Below are 16,401 nucleotides of genomic sequence, written 5' to 3' on the forward strand. Positions count from 1 at the left end.
TGAACATGGTTTCGCTACCGCGAAGCTGTTTTAATCGGGTTCTCGCACCCGAAGGCGAGATACTTTTCTTTGCTCCGCCAAAGAAAAGTATCCAAAAGAAAGGCGGCCCGGATGCCGCTTATTCCCTGCGCTCCTCGCTTTTGAACGGGGTTGCCGAAAGGGGCTCCTGCCCCTTCGGCAACGCGCCGCTTCCCTGCGGCGCCCCTAACGGGCTGGTCCGTCCAAAAGCTCCGGTGCTCGGCGCGGCAAACGGGAGAAACCCCAACGCGCATTTCAAAACCGATTTGAGCCCATAGAAGCCTAACATTTTGATTTAAAATGGTTTCATCAAGGCTTCCGCCGGAAGCTAAACCCGACATACTTAAAAACAAACTCATCGCACCAACAACACCGACTCATTCCCGTATGCCGCGCCGAGCACCGCAGTGTTTATCGAGTACAGCCCGAAGGGGCGCCGCAGGGATGCGGCGCGGCGGCGGCGGGGCTGGGAAGCCCGTTCTGCCGGCCCTCGATAAACACTGCGGAGCGCAGGATCAAAGCGGCATCCGGGTGGCCTTTCTTTTGGTGACTTTTCTTTGGCCAAGCAAAGAAAAGTCACTCGGCTGTCGGGCCGAAACCCGACTTCTAAACGATCCCTCGCGCCAGCGAGGCCTCAAGCAAATGTCAAAAATGGCAACTCACTCCCCACCCGACAACCGCTTCAAATCCGCGGAATCAGTAACGCCATCCCGCTCCACCGTTTGGATCTCGCCCTCGCCGCGAATCACTTCGGCATTGACGATGCAGCGCTGAACGTTGGTGCGGGACGGTAAATCGAACATGGTTTTCCGCAGCACTTGTTCCATGATGCCGCGCAGGCCGCGGGCGCCGGTGTTGCGGGCGATGGCTTTTTCGGCGATTTCCACCAGGGCGTCCTGGGTGAACTCCAGATCGACTTCGTCAAAGGCGAACAATTGTTGGTATTGCTTGACCAGGGCGTTTTTCGGTTCGGTCAGCACTTGGATCAAGGCATCGACATCCAGCGGCTCCAGCGGCGCCAGCACCGGGAAACGGCCGATGAATTCCGGAATCAGACCGAAGCGTTTCAAATCGTCCGGCTGAGTCGCATTCAACATCTGTTCCAGACTCGGTTTATCGTCCGGGTTGCTGACTTCGGCATGGAAACCGATCGCGGTTTTCGGCGGCTGCAGGCGTTTTTCGACATGTTTTTCCAAGCCCGGAAAGGCGCCGCCGGCAATGAACAAAATATTGCTGGTATCGACCATCACCGAATCGCTGCCGCTGTGGTCTTTGCGCCGGCCCTTGGTCGGCACTTTGACCTGCGAGCCTTCGACCAGGCGCAGCAAGGCTTGCTGCACGCCTTCGCCGGACACGTCGCGGGTACCGAAGGCCTGTTCCGGGCTGCGGGCGATTTTGTCCACTTCGTCGATATAGACGATGCCCCACTCGGCCCTGCTGATCTGGCCGTCGGCCACGTCCAGTAGCCGCACCAGGATGTTTTCGACGTCGTCGCCGACATAGCCGGCCTGGGTCAAGGTCGTGGCGTCGGCCACCGCGAACGGCACGCCGACGATCTTGGCCAGCGTCGAGGCCAGCAAGGTCTTGCCGGTGCCGGACGGGCCTATCATCAGAATGTTGGATTTGCCGATTTCGACGCTTTGGTCGGCCTCACCCAAGCCGCCGGTTTTGTTGCCGACGTGCTTCAGGCGTTTGTAATGGTTGTAAACCGCCACCGACAGAATTTCCTTGGCCAAATCCTGGCCGATCACATACTGGTCCAGCATGGCTTTCATTTCCGCCGGCTTCGGCAACGGCCCCTGCATGTCGGCCAGTTCCTTCTTCTTGCCCCAACTCGACACCACCTGGCTGGCCAGCATCACACAGGCCTCGCAGATATAGCCTTCGGTGCCGGCAATCATCGGCACGGAGGCCGACGCTTCAATACCGCAAAACGAGCAATGTTTGGGTTCTTTTGTCATGTTAGGCTCTCCTAGTGGCGGCGGGTAGACTGGCCAGCCAAGTACGCTGGCAATTGCGGCGGTAACGGTCTTGCATGATCTGCTGAATCTTGGGCGTGGCTTTTTTCAGGGACATGGTCTCGGCCGGGCTAATCTTCAGGCATTGGATGACATGAAACCCGATCTCGGATTCCAGCACCTCGCTGACGGCTTGTTCCTTCAAAGCGAACAGGGCTTGGTCCAGTTCGGGGTATAGCACACCTTTGGTCACCGCGCCCAATTCCCCACCCTGCATGGCGGTCGGACACTCCGAATATTTCAGCGCCAAATCGGCGAATTTATGCGGTTTGCGTTTCAGCGTTTCCAGAATCTCCTCGATCCGGCGGCGGGCGTTGTCGCGGGTATTCTCCGGATAATCCGGGTTGATGCTGATCAGGATATGGCGGGCGGAACGCTGCTCCGGCTTGTGAAACTTTTCCGGATGCGAGTGGTAGAAAATGCCGATTTCCACTTCGTTGACCTTAGGCGCCCGTGACCCGACTCGCTCCAGCACGGTATTGACCTTGCATTGCCGGCTCAACGCGGCCCGGAGCTGATCGACGTCCAGATGGTTGGCTGCCAGTGCGGCCAAAAAAGCCTCTTCATCGTCGAAGCGGCTGCGAATCTCCTGATAAGCCCGTTCCAATTCGATGTCGGATACCACGACGCCGGCCGCTTCGGCCGAACTCAGCACCCTGCTTTCGATTTCGAATTCGTTTTTGGCCTGCACCTCGACTTGGCGCAGCTGCAATTGCTCAAGTTCCGTCGGCGACTTTTTGAACAGACTCAAAGAGGCCCGCAATAAAGTGTAAGGTTCGATCATGACTTCAGCAGCTTGATTCATGCTACTCCTCCGGTTCGCGAAAGTTGGCCGGATCGGCGGGGTCCAATACGGCTTCCGGGACCTGCATGGTCTTACCCGGAAAGCGCACGTGGTACAGCAAGGGTTCACGGTCGCGCAGTATTTTCATTACTTCGCCTTCGGTACCGGAGGCTATCACGCCATCGGCAGTCGGTAAATCGCGGTTGCACCTGACTTTATCGCGAAATTCAAACCGACTCGGATTCCAGGGCGCTTCAGCCGGAATCAGTTCTTCGGCTCGGCAGCCGATCATTTTGCCGTGGTCCAGAAAATGTACCGTGTAGATTACCTGGTCCTGCAAAAAGGTACCGACTTCGATGACGTGACCGACGCTACCGCGGCGGATCAGCAGATCGCCGATTTCCCGGCCCGGATAAGTCCCGTCGTTGCGCACGTTGCGGGTAACCCGCACCGCCTCGCCGAACTCGAACCGTTCTTCGTCATAGCGTTCTTCAATCATGTCTTAATGTCGCCCAAGGAAACGAATACGGTTTGCGGTTCCATCATCTTGAACACCTTGAACACCTTTTCGGTCTGGGCATCCGACTCGACGAAATCGCTGTAAGCCCGCTGCAGCAATTTTTTATAAATCTCGCGCAAAGCATCTTCGTCATCCGGCATGTTGTCGCTGGCCTGACTCAGATAGTCGTGGAACCGTTGCAGGATATGCAGCCGGTTGACGTGAACCACGGTCGCGTCGTATTCCAGGCCGAAATACACCATAAAGTCTTCGGCCGATTCCATTTCTTCCATTTCTTCCAAAAAAGTCATCTCGTTACCTCATCATCAGGTGATCCAGGTGGGCGGGCTGTTCGCCCAGCGCATACACCACTAACAACACCACCAGCATTACCGCAGTCTGGGCTAGAAACGGATCGGACTTCAGTTGTTTTTTCATGGCAATCACCTTCGGGTTAATTGTGCGGACGGGGAAAGCCCATCGCGGTTGGGTTCATTTATCGGGCGGCTTCACCCGAACAAGCGGAAAATCCCTTCATCGGCTTCCTGGCGCCGGACCACCATTTCCAATAAGCCCTTGGCGCCGATCCGGTCCATGTCGTCCAACTCCACCAGTTTTTCGAAAATGGCTTTGGCCAACTCCAGATTTTCCAGCCGCATATTCAAGAAACCGATCGATTTCAAGGTAAACAGATACAACCTGACTCGGGTCAACAACTCTTTCGGCGCGTCACTGATCAAGCCGAGGTTTACGTCTCGCCAGTCTGCCGGGAAACCGATGCCGGGCCGGATCAGCACCAAGGCTTTCTCGGAGATCAGCAAGGCTTCCTGCAACCGATGCTGGTAGTAATAAAACCGGTTCAACGACACCAGCACGTTCAACGACTCCGGCGCCCGCAAGTAGGCTTGCAACAGCGGCAACTCGGCTTCGCCGGTCGCGTAACGTTCGGAGGCGTACTTGATCAATTCCTGGACTTCCGGGCTGTCTTCCTGCTCGTAGTACAAATCCTCGGCTTCGAACTGCAGCAAATCCATTACTGACCACCTGCCGCCTGTTTCAATTGCACCACCTCGTCGCCATGGCAGACGCCTTCCGCTTCGCAACTGCCGCACGTGTCTTCGGCGACGACGAAACGCTTTTGATTGTGCTCCAGCTCGTCCAGACGTTCGACCAGGCAGTTGATGGCCTTGCCGATCGGGTCCGGTACCAGGTGGTGGTCCAGATCGATGCCACGCGGGTCTTGAATCTTGACGCCTTTTTGCTGAATGATCCGTCCCGGAATGCCGATCACGGTGCAGCACGGCGGCACGTCCTTGACCACCACCGAGTTGGCGCCGACCCGGACGTTATCGCCCAACGTGATCGCGCCCAGAATCTTGGCGCCGGCGCCGACCAGCACATTGTTGCCCAAGGTCGGATGGCGCTTGGTTTTATGCCAGGTGGTACCGCCCAGCGTCACGCCGTGGTACATGGTCACGTCGTTGCCGATTTCGGCGGTCTCGCCGATCACGACACAGGCACCGTGGTCGATGAAGAAGCGTTTGCCTATGGTCGCGCCGGGATGGATATCGACGTTGGTCAACCAGCGGCCAAACGCGGCCAGAAACCGCGCCGCAAATTTCCACTCCGCCAGCCACAGCCGGTGGGTAACCCGATAGATCAGCACGGCGTGTACGCCGGGATAGGCGAACAACACTTCGAAGACATTGCGGGCCGCCGGATCGCGGGCGAAAACGCACGCCACGTCTTCCCGCCAGTCCTGCCAAAGGCTGGGTTTGGGCGCAAGCCGCGACGGCGAGAACAGCATCATTTTGCCAAGCTCCAGGTGGTTTTACCCGGCATCGGCACGCCCGGCACCCGGAAAAACGTACCCGGATAGCGCTCGTCCGGCAGCTCGCGTTGCGCCGGATTGGCGGCGGGCGCTTCGACTTTGTTTGCGGTTTTAACGACAGATTGTTGGCGGTTACTACTCATCGCACACCTCGCTATAGGCTGTGTAAAAACTGGTTCAAATCGGTGGATTGCGGTTCGCGTTTGTGCAGGCTGACGAATTCGCGAATCAGCGGCAGCAGGCGGCCGGCCTGCCAGCGGTTAATCTGGATACCCAATTGCCGGTAGGCATGCATCACGCCCTGGCTGCCGGAATGCTTGCCCAACACCAGCCGGTGGCTGCGGCCAACCAAGGCCGGATCGACACCCTGGTAGTTGTTGGGGTCTTTCAGCAAACCGTCGACATGGATGCCGGCTTCGTGGCTGAATACGTCGCGGCCGATCAGGCTTTTGCGGCTGCCGATGGTGTCGCCGGAGGCGGTCGCCACCTGATGGGACAATTCCGGGAAATTGCGCAGATCGACGCCGGTTTCGAAGCCGTACAGTTGTTTCAGGCCGACCACGACTTCTTCCAGCGCGGCGTTGCCGGCGCGTTCGCCCAGGCCGTTGACGGTGGTATTCAAATGGGTGGCGCCGGCAAAGGCGGCGGCCAGACTGTTGGCGGTCGCCAATCCCAGATCGTCGTGGGCGTGCATCTCGATATCCATATCGGTGACGCTGCGCAGCTTGCGGATCGCTTCGAAGGTGCCGAACGGCTCCATAATGCCGACCGTGTCGGCAAAGCGAATCCGAATCGCACCGGCGCTTTGCGCGGCTTCGGCCATTTGCGCCAGGAAATCGCTATCGGCGCGGGAGGCGTCTTCGGCGCCGACGCAGACCTGCAAGCCGGCATCGATTGCGGCTTTGACGCAGCGGTCGATAGTGGCTAACACCCAGGCCCGGCTTTGTTTCAATTTGTGTTGGATATGCTGGTCGGAAGCGGATATCGACAAATCCACCATGCCGACGCCCAAGCCCAGACAATGTTGCAGGTCGTCGTCGCGCATCCGCGACCACACCAGCAGATTGCAGGGCAAGTTCAGCGCCGCAATGGCTTCGATTTCGGCCCGTTCCTGGCCGCCCATCGCCGGGATGCCGATTTCCAGTTCCGGCACGCCCAACGCCGCCAGCCGTTGCGCAATCGCCAGCTTTTCCTCCAGCGAAAACACCACGCCGGCCGACTGTTCGCCGTCGCGCAACGTGGTGTCGTCGATGATGATGTGTCGGTTTTGAGCTTGCATTCTTCACCTCTGGCGGAACGTCGATTGCGGTTTTGCTGGGGTAACGCCTTTGTCAGAGATAATGCAAAACACTTGCCAACTGCCGGAAACCGGCGTTCTGCGGCATTGGCAACTGCGGTTTGGCGGGATAACGACAAGAAAAACCGGAATCGAAAAAACACATTGTCGGAAACCCTACAATGGCTAATGAAGTTGGCGGCACCGCCTGATTAGGCCGAGTCCGGCCATTGATCCAGCCGCATCAATACGCGCTGGCTCAATCGATGTGAAATGGAACCGTGAGAGACGGGGCCGCCAAGCACCGTGCTTGGAGCCCCGAGAGGGTATGGTAAACGTCGTATCGCAACCCTAAAGATGAGACTGCGGCTGGTATCGTGTTTCTTTAAGCGTAGGCTGCGAGCCGCGCCAGAGCGAACGCCATCTACCAGCCGAACGCTAAACCGGCCGCGAAATGCTTGCCAACCGACGCTTAGGCGCAATAGCCGCCAGACCGACGGCGAACAATGCCAAGGCCGGCGGCAGGGGCACCGGTGCATAGCTATAGCCGCTTTGACTGGTCAATTGATAATTTGGATCGAGCACGCTGATAAAGGTGCGCGCGGTATGGCTGAAGTCAACTTGCGAGCGCTTCCTGAATGGATCGAACAAACCGAGGTAACCATCGGCTCCGGCAGCAACGCTCAGTAATCCGCTTATCGAAATATCGGTATTGGTACGCAGGGAAAAGATAGCCGTACCATCGCAAGCCCCGGTGTCGCCCGACCAGGTGCCGCAGGTAAAGGCAGGCGCAGAGTAGTACGATTGCGCAAAGTCAATTTTGCCTTGACTACCGCCAAGTTCGACAAATCCGGATGCGCCGCCGGGACCGCTAATGCCGCCCTCGACACGAAAATTGAGCAAAACCTGCACAAACCGCAGATTGCTGGATCCATTTAACCTGATGGTGTCGCTAAAGATCGATTTAGCAAATGCAGCGGAAGTTGACGTTCCGCTCTCTACGCTGGCCGCCGCGTAGGCTTTCAACACCCCGGCATTCGCCGAGGCAAAAGCGCTGGCGGCATAGCCTTCGTAAGTTGCCAGTGCCGATGCTACCGCGGGCAAATCCACATGTGCATCGACATTCAATTCGCTGTCCACACCGTTTGCCGCACTGGCACTGGCTTCGACCGAAGTCGAATAGGCCGTCGCCGAAGTGCTGACCGATAGCAAACTCGCCATTACCAAGCAATAGATTCTGTTCATGATTCCCTCCCGGCTTAACCGGCCAAATTTGAGCGACGCTTGCCAAAACCCAGCAAGCCCAAACCACTAACGAACAGCCAGGTCGCCGCCGGCAGCGGCACCGCTGCATAGCTGTATCCGCTTTGGCTGCTCAACGAATAATTGGGATCCAGCACGCTGATGAAGGTCCGCGCGGTATGGCTGAAATCAGTTTCCGCGTGTCGTTTCTTTGGGTCGAACAATCCGCCGTAGCCATCGGCAGTCGCCGCTACCTGTAGTAAGCCGCTAATCGCGAGTTCGGTATTGGTGGGAACCCAAAAGACCGAGACGCCATCGCATGCGCCGGTGCCGCAGGTATATACAGGCGCGCTGTAGTAGTTGTGCGCAAAGGTAATATTGCCGCCGGCGAAGTTGATGAAACCGCTGGCTGCACCGATACCGCTGATGCCGCCCTCCACCCGAAAATTCAGCACGATTTGAGTCGACCGCGCAGCGCCGGATCCGCTAATTTTGATGGTGTCGCTAAAGAGCGACTTGGCGTAGCTGGTCGAATCCAGCGCCCCTTTTTCGATGTTGGCCCCCGCATAAGCCTTCAACACGCCGACACCGGCAGAGGCGAACGCACTGGCAGAATAGCCGTCGATGCTCGCGGATGCCGAGGTGAAAGAGTCCTGGTCGATATGGCTGTCGGTGTTCAAGTCGCTCGCCAGCGACCGTCCGGACGAGAAACCCGCACTGGCTCCGGTTTCGACGGAAGTTGAGTAAGACCAGGCGGAAGAGCTTGTTATCAGCAAGCACGCCAATGTCGTGTAATGAAATCGATTCATGATCGCTCCGAAATTCTCAGAAAATGCGATGCGCTGCCTCCAGCCACCGTCGGCCGGGAGTGTAATGCCATATGGATACCAAAACAATACCAAATATTACCGTGCGTCTGTCGGCGTTTGGCTTTAGGCTATTGGCTTTAGGCTATTGGCTTTAGGCTATTGGCTTTAGGCTATTGGCTTTTTTAACTCCGTCAGGACGCTTCATGCTAACGCTGGTTTTAGGCAGCTATGTGCAGGCCAATTGTTTACAAGTTCCGGATTTACCGGCAGCCGGCCAATCGTTGCTGGCCGCAGGTTATTGGTCGGAACATGGCGGCAAAGGCTTGAACGTCGGCGTGGCTTTGCACGCCCTGGCGGCTGAAACGGCATTACTGCTGCCGGTCGGCGACGACAACGGCGGCCGGCAAATTAGCGCAGAGCTGTCGCAGATGGGGCTTGATACGCGCTGGGTAATTGTTTGCGCCGCGCAATCCGGCTACGGCGTGGGCTTGATCGACGCCCGCGGCGATAATGTCATCGCCGTGTTCCCCGGCGCCAATGCTCACCTCACTCCAGCTATGGTTTGCGACGCCTTGGACCAGTCGCGTCCGCGCCGGGTTTACGCCCAACTGGAAATCCCGCTGGAATCGGTCTTGGCGGCATTTTCGGCGGCGCGCCGGCTCGGCAGTTACACGGTGCTGAATCCGTCGCCGTGGCGGCCGATTACGTCGGAATTGCTTGCGCTTACCGACACGATGATCGTCAACGCCGCCGAAGCGGCGGCGCTGTTTGCCGATAACGGCGCCCGGCTGACTTTATCGGCGGAACGGTGGCTGGAGCTGCTCCCGGCAATGGCCGATACCATCGCTTGGCAAGGCGATTGGTTGATCGTGACGCTGGGAGACCAAGGCTGCGTCGCACTGGGGCGGCAGGAAGTAATCCACGTCGGGGCCTGGCCGGTCGAGGTGCGCGACGCCACCGGCGCCGGCGACGCGTTCAGCGCCGGATGGCTGTGGGCGCAGGATCGTTACCCGCCCGAGCACGCCCTGCTTGCAGCCAATGCCTGCGGCGCCTATATCGCCGAGCGCGATGGGGTTTTGGCACATTTGCCGGACAATGCAGCACTGACAGCGTTTATGGCTAGCCGGCCTGCGCCTGGGATTCGACGGATCAGCCGGGCATTTTGAGCTCGACCCGATAGGTATAGGCGTCGCCGCGAAAGGTGCCTTCGACGTACTCGACCATCGTGCCCTGGTCGGTATAGGTTTTTCGCTTCAGCAGCAAACAAGGGCCGGGCTGTTCGAAACCGAATACCCGCATTTCCGCCTGGTTGCAGATGACGGCTTCGATGGTCTGGTCGGCGCGTTGCAAGCTCAAACCGCAGCGTTCCTGTAAAAATTGGTAGGCGGAACCGTCTCCGCTCCATTGCGCGAAATCCGGGGCCGGGGTCAAATCGTACCAAGCGACTTCGCGCGACATCGGATTGCCGTCGCCCAGACGCAAACGCACAATTCTAAAAAAACGGTTGGATGCCGGCCGATTGAAGATCGAGGCAATGGTGCGGTCCTCGACGATGCCCTGCTCCAAAATCCGGGTCGACGCCACCATGCCGAGTTCACGCATTTCTTCGGTAAAACCCTTCAACCGCCCCATTTCCGGCGCGATCCGTTGCGGCGCCGCTTTTACCGTCACCCCGGCGCGGCCATGGGTATCGATATGGTCTTGCGCCCGCAATTCTTCATAGCAGCGGCGGACGGTGGTGCGACTCAAAGCCAGCGCTTCGGCCAGGGCCCGCTCGGATGGCAAGCTAAAGCCGTCGCCGAGCTCGCCTGACTCGATCAATTGCACGATGCGGCGCAACAACTGTTTATAAACCGGTTCGGCAACGCCACTGTCGGGGCGGATTTTGTCGATAAAGGCGGTGCTGTCGTTGGCCGCTTGAGGTTGCGGTTTGACAGAGGATCGGCTTTGATTCATAGATGGACAATGCAGGCGGCAGCGCTTCGATACCGGGCAGATTAGCACAGAACATCCGAGTTAGGCCTGTTAGCCCAAGACACCTCAACCCATTACCGGCAAGTGGATTCGTCCGGAATTTGTGCGCACGATGGTCGAAACAATATAAACCTACCCGACATAACGCACCGCTCAGCTTAGGAGATTGCGCCTCAACCTGCCCAAAAAATTTGCCGGCCGGCCGAAATCGGCGCATGATCCGGGCCGCACGCCCCATCCAGCCACCAGGCCGGGCGCCGAGCGTACCGGCCGCGAACCCAGCAGCGAGGTCAGCATGTCATTAGGATATTACCGCTACATCAAAGGCCGTCTCGTCGTGCGACAACGGCAATCGCCGGACGGCGACAGCATGCGTTTCATCGCCGACGACATGACCTTGTTCCAGGGTCTGCCCCGCTTCGCTCAGCCCAGCGAGGCCGGCGGCCAGGAAAGTTACCAATTGCGCTTTCAAGCGATAGACGCGCCGGAACTGCACTACGGCGGCGCCGAACAACCGCACGGACTGGAAAGCCGCAACGGTCTGCTGGAGTGGTTGGGCGTCGATCCCGCCGGCTGGGACTGGACGGTCGCCCCCAGCGGCTTCGCCTGGGAAACCGAGGCGGCGATACTGTGCGACGGTTTCGAGGGCCACGGCCGACCCATCGCCTTTGTGTTGCCGCGGCAGAAGATCAAGGACGGCGCGGACGTGAAACTGACCAAAGCCCTGCTCGGCAAAACCTACAATTTTCACGCTGTCGCCAGCGGTCTCGCCTACCTGGGCCTGTACTCCGGCGGCCTGTCCTTCGACAGCCAGACCCGGCTGATCGCCGCCTACCAACAAGCCAAAACCGCACGGCGTGGCATCTGGCGACTGGATCGCAGCAAGCGTTTCACCGTCTCCACGCTGGACGACCTCGGCCCCGAAACCGGCGTGCTGGTCTACCCCAAAATCTTCCGTCGCTGCGTGGACGCCCTGCGCTGGGTCGGCGGCGAATTCGAACCCGGCCGCGACCTGGACAACTTCCTGGCCGCACGCAGCGGCGAAGACGACCAGTTCCTGGTGCGTGCCCTCCACGGCGGTCAGGTCAAAACCCGGCTCAGCCAGGCTCTGGAACAGGTCAACAACCAGATCAGAATTCAGGTGGACTTGAATACGGTCGAGTTCGTTTCCAAATAAACGGCGTCTCCAAGCGATTGGGGACGGCGCGGAAGCTTGGCGAAGCCGCCGCGACACCGCCGATCAAAGCGGTGTCGCGGTATTCGCCATCAGGCGTAGGTCGGCTGGAAGGCTTGCTCGGGGTCGGCCACCGGGCAGTTGTTGATACTGTCCCAGTACGGCGACAGCTTGCGCAGGTTGGCGACGATGGTCGGCATCACTTTCAACACCTCGTCCACTTCGCTCATGGTGTTGTAACGCGAGAACGAGAAGCGGATGGTGCCGTGGGCGGCGGTGTAAGGGATGTCCATCGCCCGCATCACGTGCGACGGTTCCAGCGAGCCGGAAGTACAGGCCGAGCCGCTCGACGCGGCAATGCCGGCCTTGTTCAGCAGCATCAGGATCGCCTCACCTTCAATGTATTCGAAGGCAATGTCGGTGGTATTCGGCAAGCGGTTGTTCAGGTCGCCGGTGATGAAGCAATGCGGAATCGCCTCGACCACGCCTTGCTCCAGCTTGTCGCGCATGGCCTTGACTTGGGTGTTCTCGAACTCCATGTGCTGCAGCGCCAGTTCGCAAGCCACGCCCAGACCGACGATTGATGCAGTATTCTCGGTGCCGGCCCGGCGGCCGCGCTCCTGGTGGCCGCCGCGCAGCAAGGGCCGGAAGCGGGTACCGCGGCGCAGATACAACACGCCGATACCTTTCGGCGCGTGCAATTTGTGGCCGGACAGGCTGAGCATGTCGATCTTGGTATCCTGCAGCATCATCGGAATTTTACCGACCGCCTGCACCGCATCGGTATGGAACATCACACCGGCAGCATTGGCCATCTCGGCCATTTTTTCGACCGGGAAAATGGTGCCGGTTTCGTTGTTGGCCCACATCACCGAAACGATGGCGACCTTATCCGACAGCATGGCCTGATAGGCTTCCAAATTAATCCGGCCGCGCTTGTCCACCGGCAGCCGGTGGATGGTGTAACCTTCTTTTTCCAGGTTCTCGACCAGATTCAAAATCGCCGGATGCTCCACCGCCGTGGTGATGATTTCCTTGCGGTTGGGCTGGCATTTGATCGCCGACAAAATCGCGGTCGAATCGGATTCGGTGCCGCAGGAGGTAAAAATAATCTCCGAGTCGTGCTCCGCGCCCAGCAATTCCTGCACTTGACTGCGGGCCTTCTTGATCGCCCGCGCCACGCCGTCGGCGAAGCGGTGAATCGACGACGGGTTGCCGAAGTATTCGGTGAAATAGGGGATCATCGCATCGACGACGGCCCGGTCCACCTTGGTCGTGGCGTTGTTATCCAGATAGATATCAGGCATGACCGGCCTCCTGGATATTCACCAGTTTCGGCATTTGCGACGCCGGCACGACTTTGATGAACTCGCCCATCACTTCGATCAGGCGTTGCTGAATACCGGCGATGGTCATCGCCGACATTTGGCAGCCGTTGCAGGCGCCGGTCATGTTGACGTAAGCAGTCTTGTCGACCACTTCCACCAACTCGACGTCGCCGCCGTCGGCCATCAATTGCGGCCGGAACGACATGATCACTTCCTCGATTTTTTTGATCCGCTGCAAATTGGTCATCGGTCCTTTCTCGGCTACCACCGGCGCCGGTTTGGCGACCGGAGCCGCGTTCGGATCGAAGCTTTCGCCGCGTTCTTTCAAGACTTTTTCCAGGAGGCCTTCGATGTCTTCATGGCAGGAAGCGCAACCGCCGCCGGCCTTGGTGAAGTTGGTGACGTCCTCGACGGTACGCAGCTTGTTGGCCCACACCATCTCTTCGATCATTGCCGCATCGATACCGAAGCATTTGCAGATCAGCGCGCCTTCTTCATGGTCGTCCTTCCATTCTTCACCGCGATAGTTGGCGACGGCGGCTTGCAGAGCTTCGCGGCCCATTACCGAGCAGTGCATTTTTTCCGGCGGCAGGCCGTCCAGTTCGGCGGCGATGTCCTGGTTGGTCACTTTCAAGGCTTCGTCCAGCGTCATGCCTTTGATGATTTCGGTCAACACGGAAGACGACGCAATCGCCGAGCCGCAGCCGAAGGTTTGAAAGCCGGCGTCTTCGATGACTTCGGTGTCTTCGTTGACTTTCAAGGTCAGACGCAAGGCGTCGCCGCAACTGATGGAACCCACTTCGCCAATCGCATTGGCCCCGGCGACCGCACCGGCATTTTTCGGGTTGAAGAAATGGTCTTTAACTTTTTCTGAATAATCCCACATGGCAATAACCTCGCAAACTTAAGAACAGGATTTAGGGGCGCCGCCGTTGTCGCCGGTGGTAAACGACGAACCGCAGGCACAGCTTTTCACCGCGTTGGGATTGGTAAATTTAAAGCCTGAACCTTCCAGGCTATCGACGAAATCGATAGACATGCCGTCCAACTTGGGCATGCTCAACGGGTCGACGAAGACTTTGACTTCGCCGCAGTCGATCACGGTATCGGCTTCGCTTTCTTTCGCTTCCAGGCGCAGGCCGTAAGACAGGCCGGAACAGCCGCCGTCGGTCACTTCGATGCGCAAACCGCCGGTGGGCTTGTCGGAACTGCTGATAAAACGGCCCACGGCTTTTATCGCGCTTTCGGTAAGGGTAATCATGGATAAGTCTCCTGAAACGGGTTGGCATTGATCTTGTAACTCGTTCAAGCAACCAGCATGCCATGCGCGATTCTCCAGCTTAAGCTATTGAAAAAACTAGCAACAGCGTGCCGGCCATCCCTGATCGGCAAGCCGTTTCCCAACATTTTGTCGGCTTTGCTACAAACCACTCACAGGAGTACAGAATGAACGTAGAAGACTTGGATTTGGGCGACGTCGTGTACGCAGCGCATACGATTATCGACGACGGCAGCATGCCGGACAGCGAAGAAGGTGCGATACTGGCCGAAGCCGGAGCGCGCGGCGTCATCGTTATGAAAGGCCATGTCGAAGAAGACCCGGGGCTGACCGTTTTTTTGGTACGCTTTGAAGACAGCGAACTGAATTTGGGTCGGCCGATCGGTTGCTGGACCGAGGATCTGATCGCTCCGGACCTGGAGCCGGTAACGACGCATTGATACACGCGCGACTAACCGGCGGGACACCCGGCCGCAATGCCTCTCCGCAAGGCCGCCAGTCCCTGCCCCACCCAATTTCGCACCAACAGGCTATGAGCGACGACTCCCAACAGGTACTTGCGTACCACCAACGCACCAAACACCAACTGAATGCTTACGCCAAAGGCCCGGCATCGCTGGACTGGGACGACCAGCCCAGTCCGTTCCGCCGGTTCGACGGCTGCGAAACGTTGGCTTTACCACAGCCAGGTGCGGAACTGGACTGCAAGTTCGCCGAGCTGGATGCGCCGGGGCTGATTCCCGTTCAACCGCTAAATGTCTCCAATCTCGGCTTGTTACTGGAACTCAGTTTCGGCCTGTCGGCCTGGAAGCAATTCGGCCCGGACCGCTGGGCCTTGCGCTGCAACCCGTCCAGCGGCAATTTGCATCCGACCGAAGCCTATCTGCTCAGCACGGCCCCGGAGGTATTGGCGCCGGGCGTGTACCATTACGTCAGCCACGATCACCTTCTGGAACGGCGCTGCCGGTTCGATGCCGCCGGTTTGCCGGCCGGCTTGTACGTTGGCTTGTCGTCCATCCATTGGCGCGAAGCCTGGAAATACGGCGAACGCGCATTCCGCTATTGCCAGCACGACATCGGCCATGCCCTGGCGGCGTTGAGCTATGCCGCCGCCTGCCTGGGCTGGCACGTTGAGTTGCTCAGCGAAACCGGCGACGCAGAGCTCGCCGCCTGGCTGGGTTTGGATCGCGACGCGGATTTCGTCGCCGACGAGCGCGAAACGCCGGACCTGTTGTGCCGGATCGATACCGGTGACGGCTCCGAGGGTGAATTTTCCGGTCCGGCATTGTCGCAAGCGCTACAGTCCGCCGAATGGTTCGGTAGCACCAAACGTTTGAGCGGCCGCCACTTCTACCGCTGGCCGATTATCGACCAAGTCGCCGAGCACACGCTCAAACCCGCCACGCTACGGGAACGGCTCGAATTCCCGGCCGCCTCGCTACCCGCTGTCAGCCACGACCAGCTCGCCAGCCGTTTGATCCGCCAACGCCGCAGCGCGCAACATTTCAACGGCAAATCGGCGCCGCTGCCGCTGACCGACTTTTACCGTATCCTCGCCGCACTACTCCCCGCCGCAAAGCCGCCGTTCACGGCCTGGAACTGGCCGGCGCAGGTGCATTTGGTGTTGTTCGTGCATCGCGTCGACGGCCTCGAACCGGGCCTGTATTTCCTGCCGCGCAGCACGGAAGCCTTGGCAGAAATCCGCCCCGCCTGTTCCACAGACTACAACTGGCAACGTATCGACGCCCCGTTCGAGTGGTACCGACTGCAAGCCGGCAACGTGCGTCAGGCGGCGAAAACCTTGTCCTGCCATCAGCCGATTGCCAGCGACAGCGCCTTCAGCCTGGGCATGCTGGCCCGCTTTGCCGACAACGTCTCGGCCGAGGCTTGGCGCTACCGCCGGCTGTTTTGGGAATGCGGCCTGCTCGGCCAGATTTTGTATCTGGAGGCGGAAGCGGCCGGACTGCGCGGCACCGGCATCGGCTGCTTCTTCGACGATGCCGTGCATGGCGTGCTGGGGTTAAAAGACAACGACTGGCAAAGCCTGTACCACTTTACCGTCGGCGAGCCGCTGGACGACAGCCGCCTACAGACGTTCCCGGCGTATGCTCATCTCAACAGTTCCGCGTCAGACAAGGTGTAAAAATAATTGGCGGCCAAGCGGTTCGA

The 16,401-nt window shown here is 58.9% G+C and carries 20 protein-coding genes; 4 read left to right on the forward strand and 16 right to left on the reverse strand.

Features of this window, described 5'->3' with window-relative positions; genetic code table 11:
- Positions 1–14: 14 nt before the first annotated feature.
- The 12 genes from AC0IM9_RS13540 to AC0IM9_RS13595 form a co-directional block, all read right to left on the reverse strand.
- Complete coding sequence (locus tag AC0IM9_RS13540) at positions 15–377, reverse strand: hypothetical protein (RefSeq protein ID WP_186289515.1); 363 nt, start codon at positions 375–377, stop codon at positions 15–17.
- A 300-nt stretch (positions 378–677) separates the two neighbouring features.
- Positions 678–1,979: an ATP-dependent Clp protease ATP-binding subunit ClpX gene (gene clpX, locus AC0IM9_RS13545; protein WP_482804353.1), complete on the reverse strand. Its 1,302-nt coding sequence runs from the start codon at positions 1,977–1,979 to the stop codon at positions 678–680.
- Position 1,980: 1 nt separating this feature from the next.
- Positions 1,981–2,841, reverse strand: a complete 861-nt coding sequence (gene nifM, locus AC0IM9_RS13550; RefSeq protein ID WP_482804354.1) for a nitrogen fixation protein NifM — start codon at positions 2,839–2,841, stop codon at positions 1,981–1,983.
- A gap of 1 nt (position 2,842) precedes the next feature.
- The gene (locus AC0IM9_RS13555) at positions 2,843–3,319 is read right to left on the reverse strand and encodes a nitrogen fixation protein NifZ (RefSeq protein ID WP_140911699.1); all 477 of its coding nucleotides are present in this window, start codon (positions 3,317–3,319) and stop codon (positions 2,843–2,845) included.
- Positions 3,316–3,630 (reverse strand): nitrogenase-stabilizing/protective protein NifW, encoded by a 315-nt coding sequence (gene nifW, locus AC0IM9_RS13560; RefSeq protein WP_140911698.1) that lies wholly within the window; start codon positions 3,628–3,630, stop codon positions 3,316–3,318. Before nifW ends, AC0IM9_RS13555 begins: the two co-directional genes overlap by 4 nt.
- Positions 3,631–3,634: 4 nt before the next feature.
- On the reverse strand, positions 3,635–3,757 hold the full coding sequence (locus tag AC0IM9_RS13565; protein ID WP_260839241.1) for a hypothetical protein: 123 nt from the start codon (positions 3,755–3,757) through the stop codon (positions 3,635–3,637).
- A gap of 71 nt (positions 3,758–3,828) precedes the next feature.
- A complete protein-coding gene (locus tag AC0IM9_RS13570) occupies positions 3,829–4,353 on the reverse strand; it encodes a hypothetical protein (protein WP_482804355.1) in 525 nt (174 codons plus the stop codon).
- Positions 4,353–5,129, reverse strand: a complete 777-nt coding sequence (cysE, locus tag AC0IM9_RS13575; RefSeq protein ID WP_278210817.1) for a serine O-acetyltransferase — start codon at positions 5,127–5,129, stop codon at positions 4,353–4,355. Before cysE ends, AC0IM9_RS13570 begins: the two co-directional genes overlap by 1 nt.
- The gene (locus AC0IM9_RS13580; protein WP_256611383.1) at positions 5,126–5,293 is read right to left on the reverse strand and encodes a hypothetical protein; all 168 of its coding nucleotides are present in this window, start codon (positions 5,291–5,293) and stop codon (positions 5,126–5,128) included. The genes cysE and AC0IM9_RS13580 overlap by 4 nt, the downstream gene beginning before the upstream one ends.
- Before the next feature lie 11 nt (positions 5,294–5,304).
- The gene (gene nifV, locus AC0IM9_RS13585; protein ID WP_482804356.1) at positions 5,305–6,429 is read right to left on the reverse strand and encodes a homocitrate synthase; all 1,125 of its coding nucleotides are present in this window, start codon (positions 6,427–6,429) and stop codon (positions 5,305–5,307) included.
- 435 nt (positions 6,430–6,864) lie between these two features.
- Positions 6,865–7,671 (reverse strand): hypothetical protein, encoded by an 807-nt coding sequence (locus AC0IM9_RS13590; protein WP_140911695.1) that lies wholly within the window; start codon positions 7,669–7,671, stop codon positions 6,865–6,867.
- Between the two features lie 14 nt (positions 7,672–7,685).
- Positions 7,686–8,477, reverse strand: a complete 792-nt coding sequence (locus AC0IM9_RS13595) for a hypothetical protein (RefSeq protein ID WP_482804357.1) — start codon at positions 8,475–8,477, stop codon at positions 7,686–7,688.
- 203 nt (positions 8,478–8,680) lie between these two features.
- Between AC0IM9_RS13595 and AC0IM9_RS13600 the strand changes: the two genes are divergently transcribed.
- A complete protein-coding gene (locus AC0IM9_RS13600; protein ID WP_482804358.1) occupies positions 8,681–9,643 on the forward strand; it encodes a PfkB family carbohydrate kinase in 963 nt (320 codons plus the stop codon).
- Here AC0IM9_RS13600 and AC0IM9_RS13605 read toward each other — a convergent pair.
- Positions 9,627–10,433, reverse strand: a complete 807-nt coding sequence (locus tag AC0IM9_RS13605) for a GntR family transcriptional regulator (RefSeq protein ID WP_482804359.1) — start codon at positions 10,431–10,433, stop codon at positions 9,627–9,629. The two genes, AC0IM9_RS13600 and AC0IM9_RS13605, sit on opposite strands and share 17 nt — an antisense overlap.
- 313 nt (positions 10,434–10,746) lie before the next feature.
- On the opposite strand from AC0IM9_RS13605, the gene AC0IM9_RS13610 reads away from it, so the two are divergent.
- Positions 10,747–11,628 carry a thermonuclease family protein gene (locus AC0IM9_RS13610; RefSeq protein WP_482804383.1) on the forward strand — a complete coding sequence of 294 codons (882 nt, stop codon included), beginning with the start codon at positions 10,747–10,749 and terminating at the stop codon, positions 11,626–11,628.
- An 89-nt stretch (positions 11,629–11,717) separates the two neighbouring features.
- Here AC0IM9_RS13610 and nifS read toward each other — a convergent pair whose 3' ends face one another.
- Genes nifS through AC0IM9_RS13625 form a run of 3 tightly spaced genes read right to left on the reverse strand, consistent with a single transcriptional unit; the run spans position 11,718 to position 14,214 of the window.
- Positions 11,718–12,932: a cysteine desulfurase NifS gene (nifS, locus tag AC0IM9_RS13615; RefSeq protein ID WP_445371478.1), complete on the reverse strand. Its 1,215-nt coding sequence runs from the start codon at positions 12,930–12,932 to the stop codon at positions 11,718–11,720.
- Positions 12,925–13,839, reverse strand: coding sequence for a Fe-S cluster assembly protein NifU (gene nifU, locus AC0IM9_RS13620; protein ID WP_278210810.1), 915 nt, complete (start codon positions 13,837–13,839; stop codon positions 12,925–12,927). Before nifU ends, nifS begins: the two co-directional genes overlap by 8 nt.
- 18 nt (positions 13,840–13,857) lie before the next feature.
- A complete protein-coding gene (locus tag AC0IM9_RS13625; RefSeq protein WP_140911688.1) occupies positions 13,858–14,214 on the reverse strand; it encodes a HesB/IscA family protein in 357 nt (118 codons plus the stop codon).
- Positions 14,215–14,399: 185 nt separating this feature from the next.
- On the opposite strand from AC0IM9_RS13625, the gene AC0IM9_RS13630 reads away from it, so the two are divergent.
- Positions 14,400–14,672 carry a nitrogen fixation protein NifZ gene (locus tag AC0IM9_RS13630; protein ID WP_278210809.1) on the forward strand — a complete coding sequence of 91 codons (273 nt, stop codon included), beginning with the start codon at positions 14,400–14,402 and terminating at the stop codon, positions 14,670–14,672.
- 92 nt (positions 14,673–14,764) lie between these two features.
- The gene (locus AC0IM9_RS13635; protein ID WP_482804360.1) at positions 14,765–16,375 is read left to right on the forward strand and encodes a SagB/ThcOx family dehydrogenase; all 1,611 of its coding nucleotides are present in this window, start codon (positions 14,765–14,767) and stop codon (positions 16,373–16,375) included.
- The last annotated feature ends 26 nt before the right edge of the window (positions 16,376–16,401 follow it).

Source organism: Methylomonas sp. Uni0011, assembly GCF_056850255.1.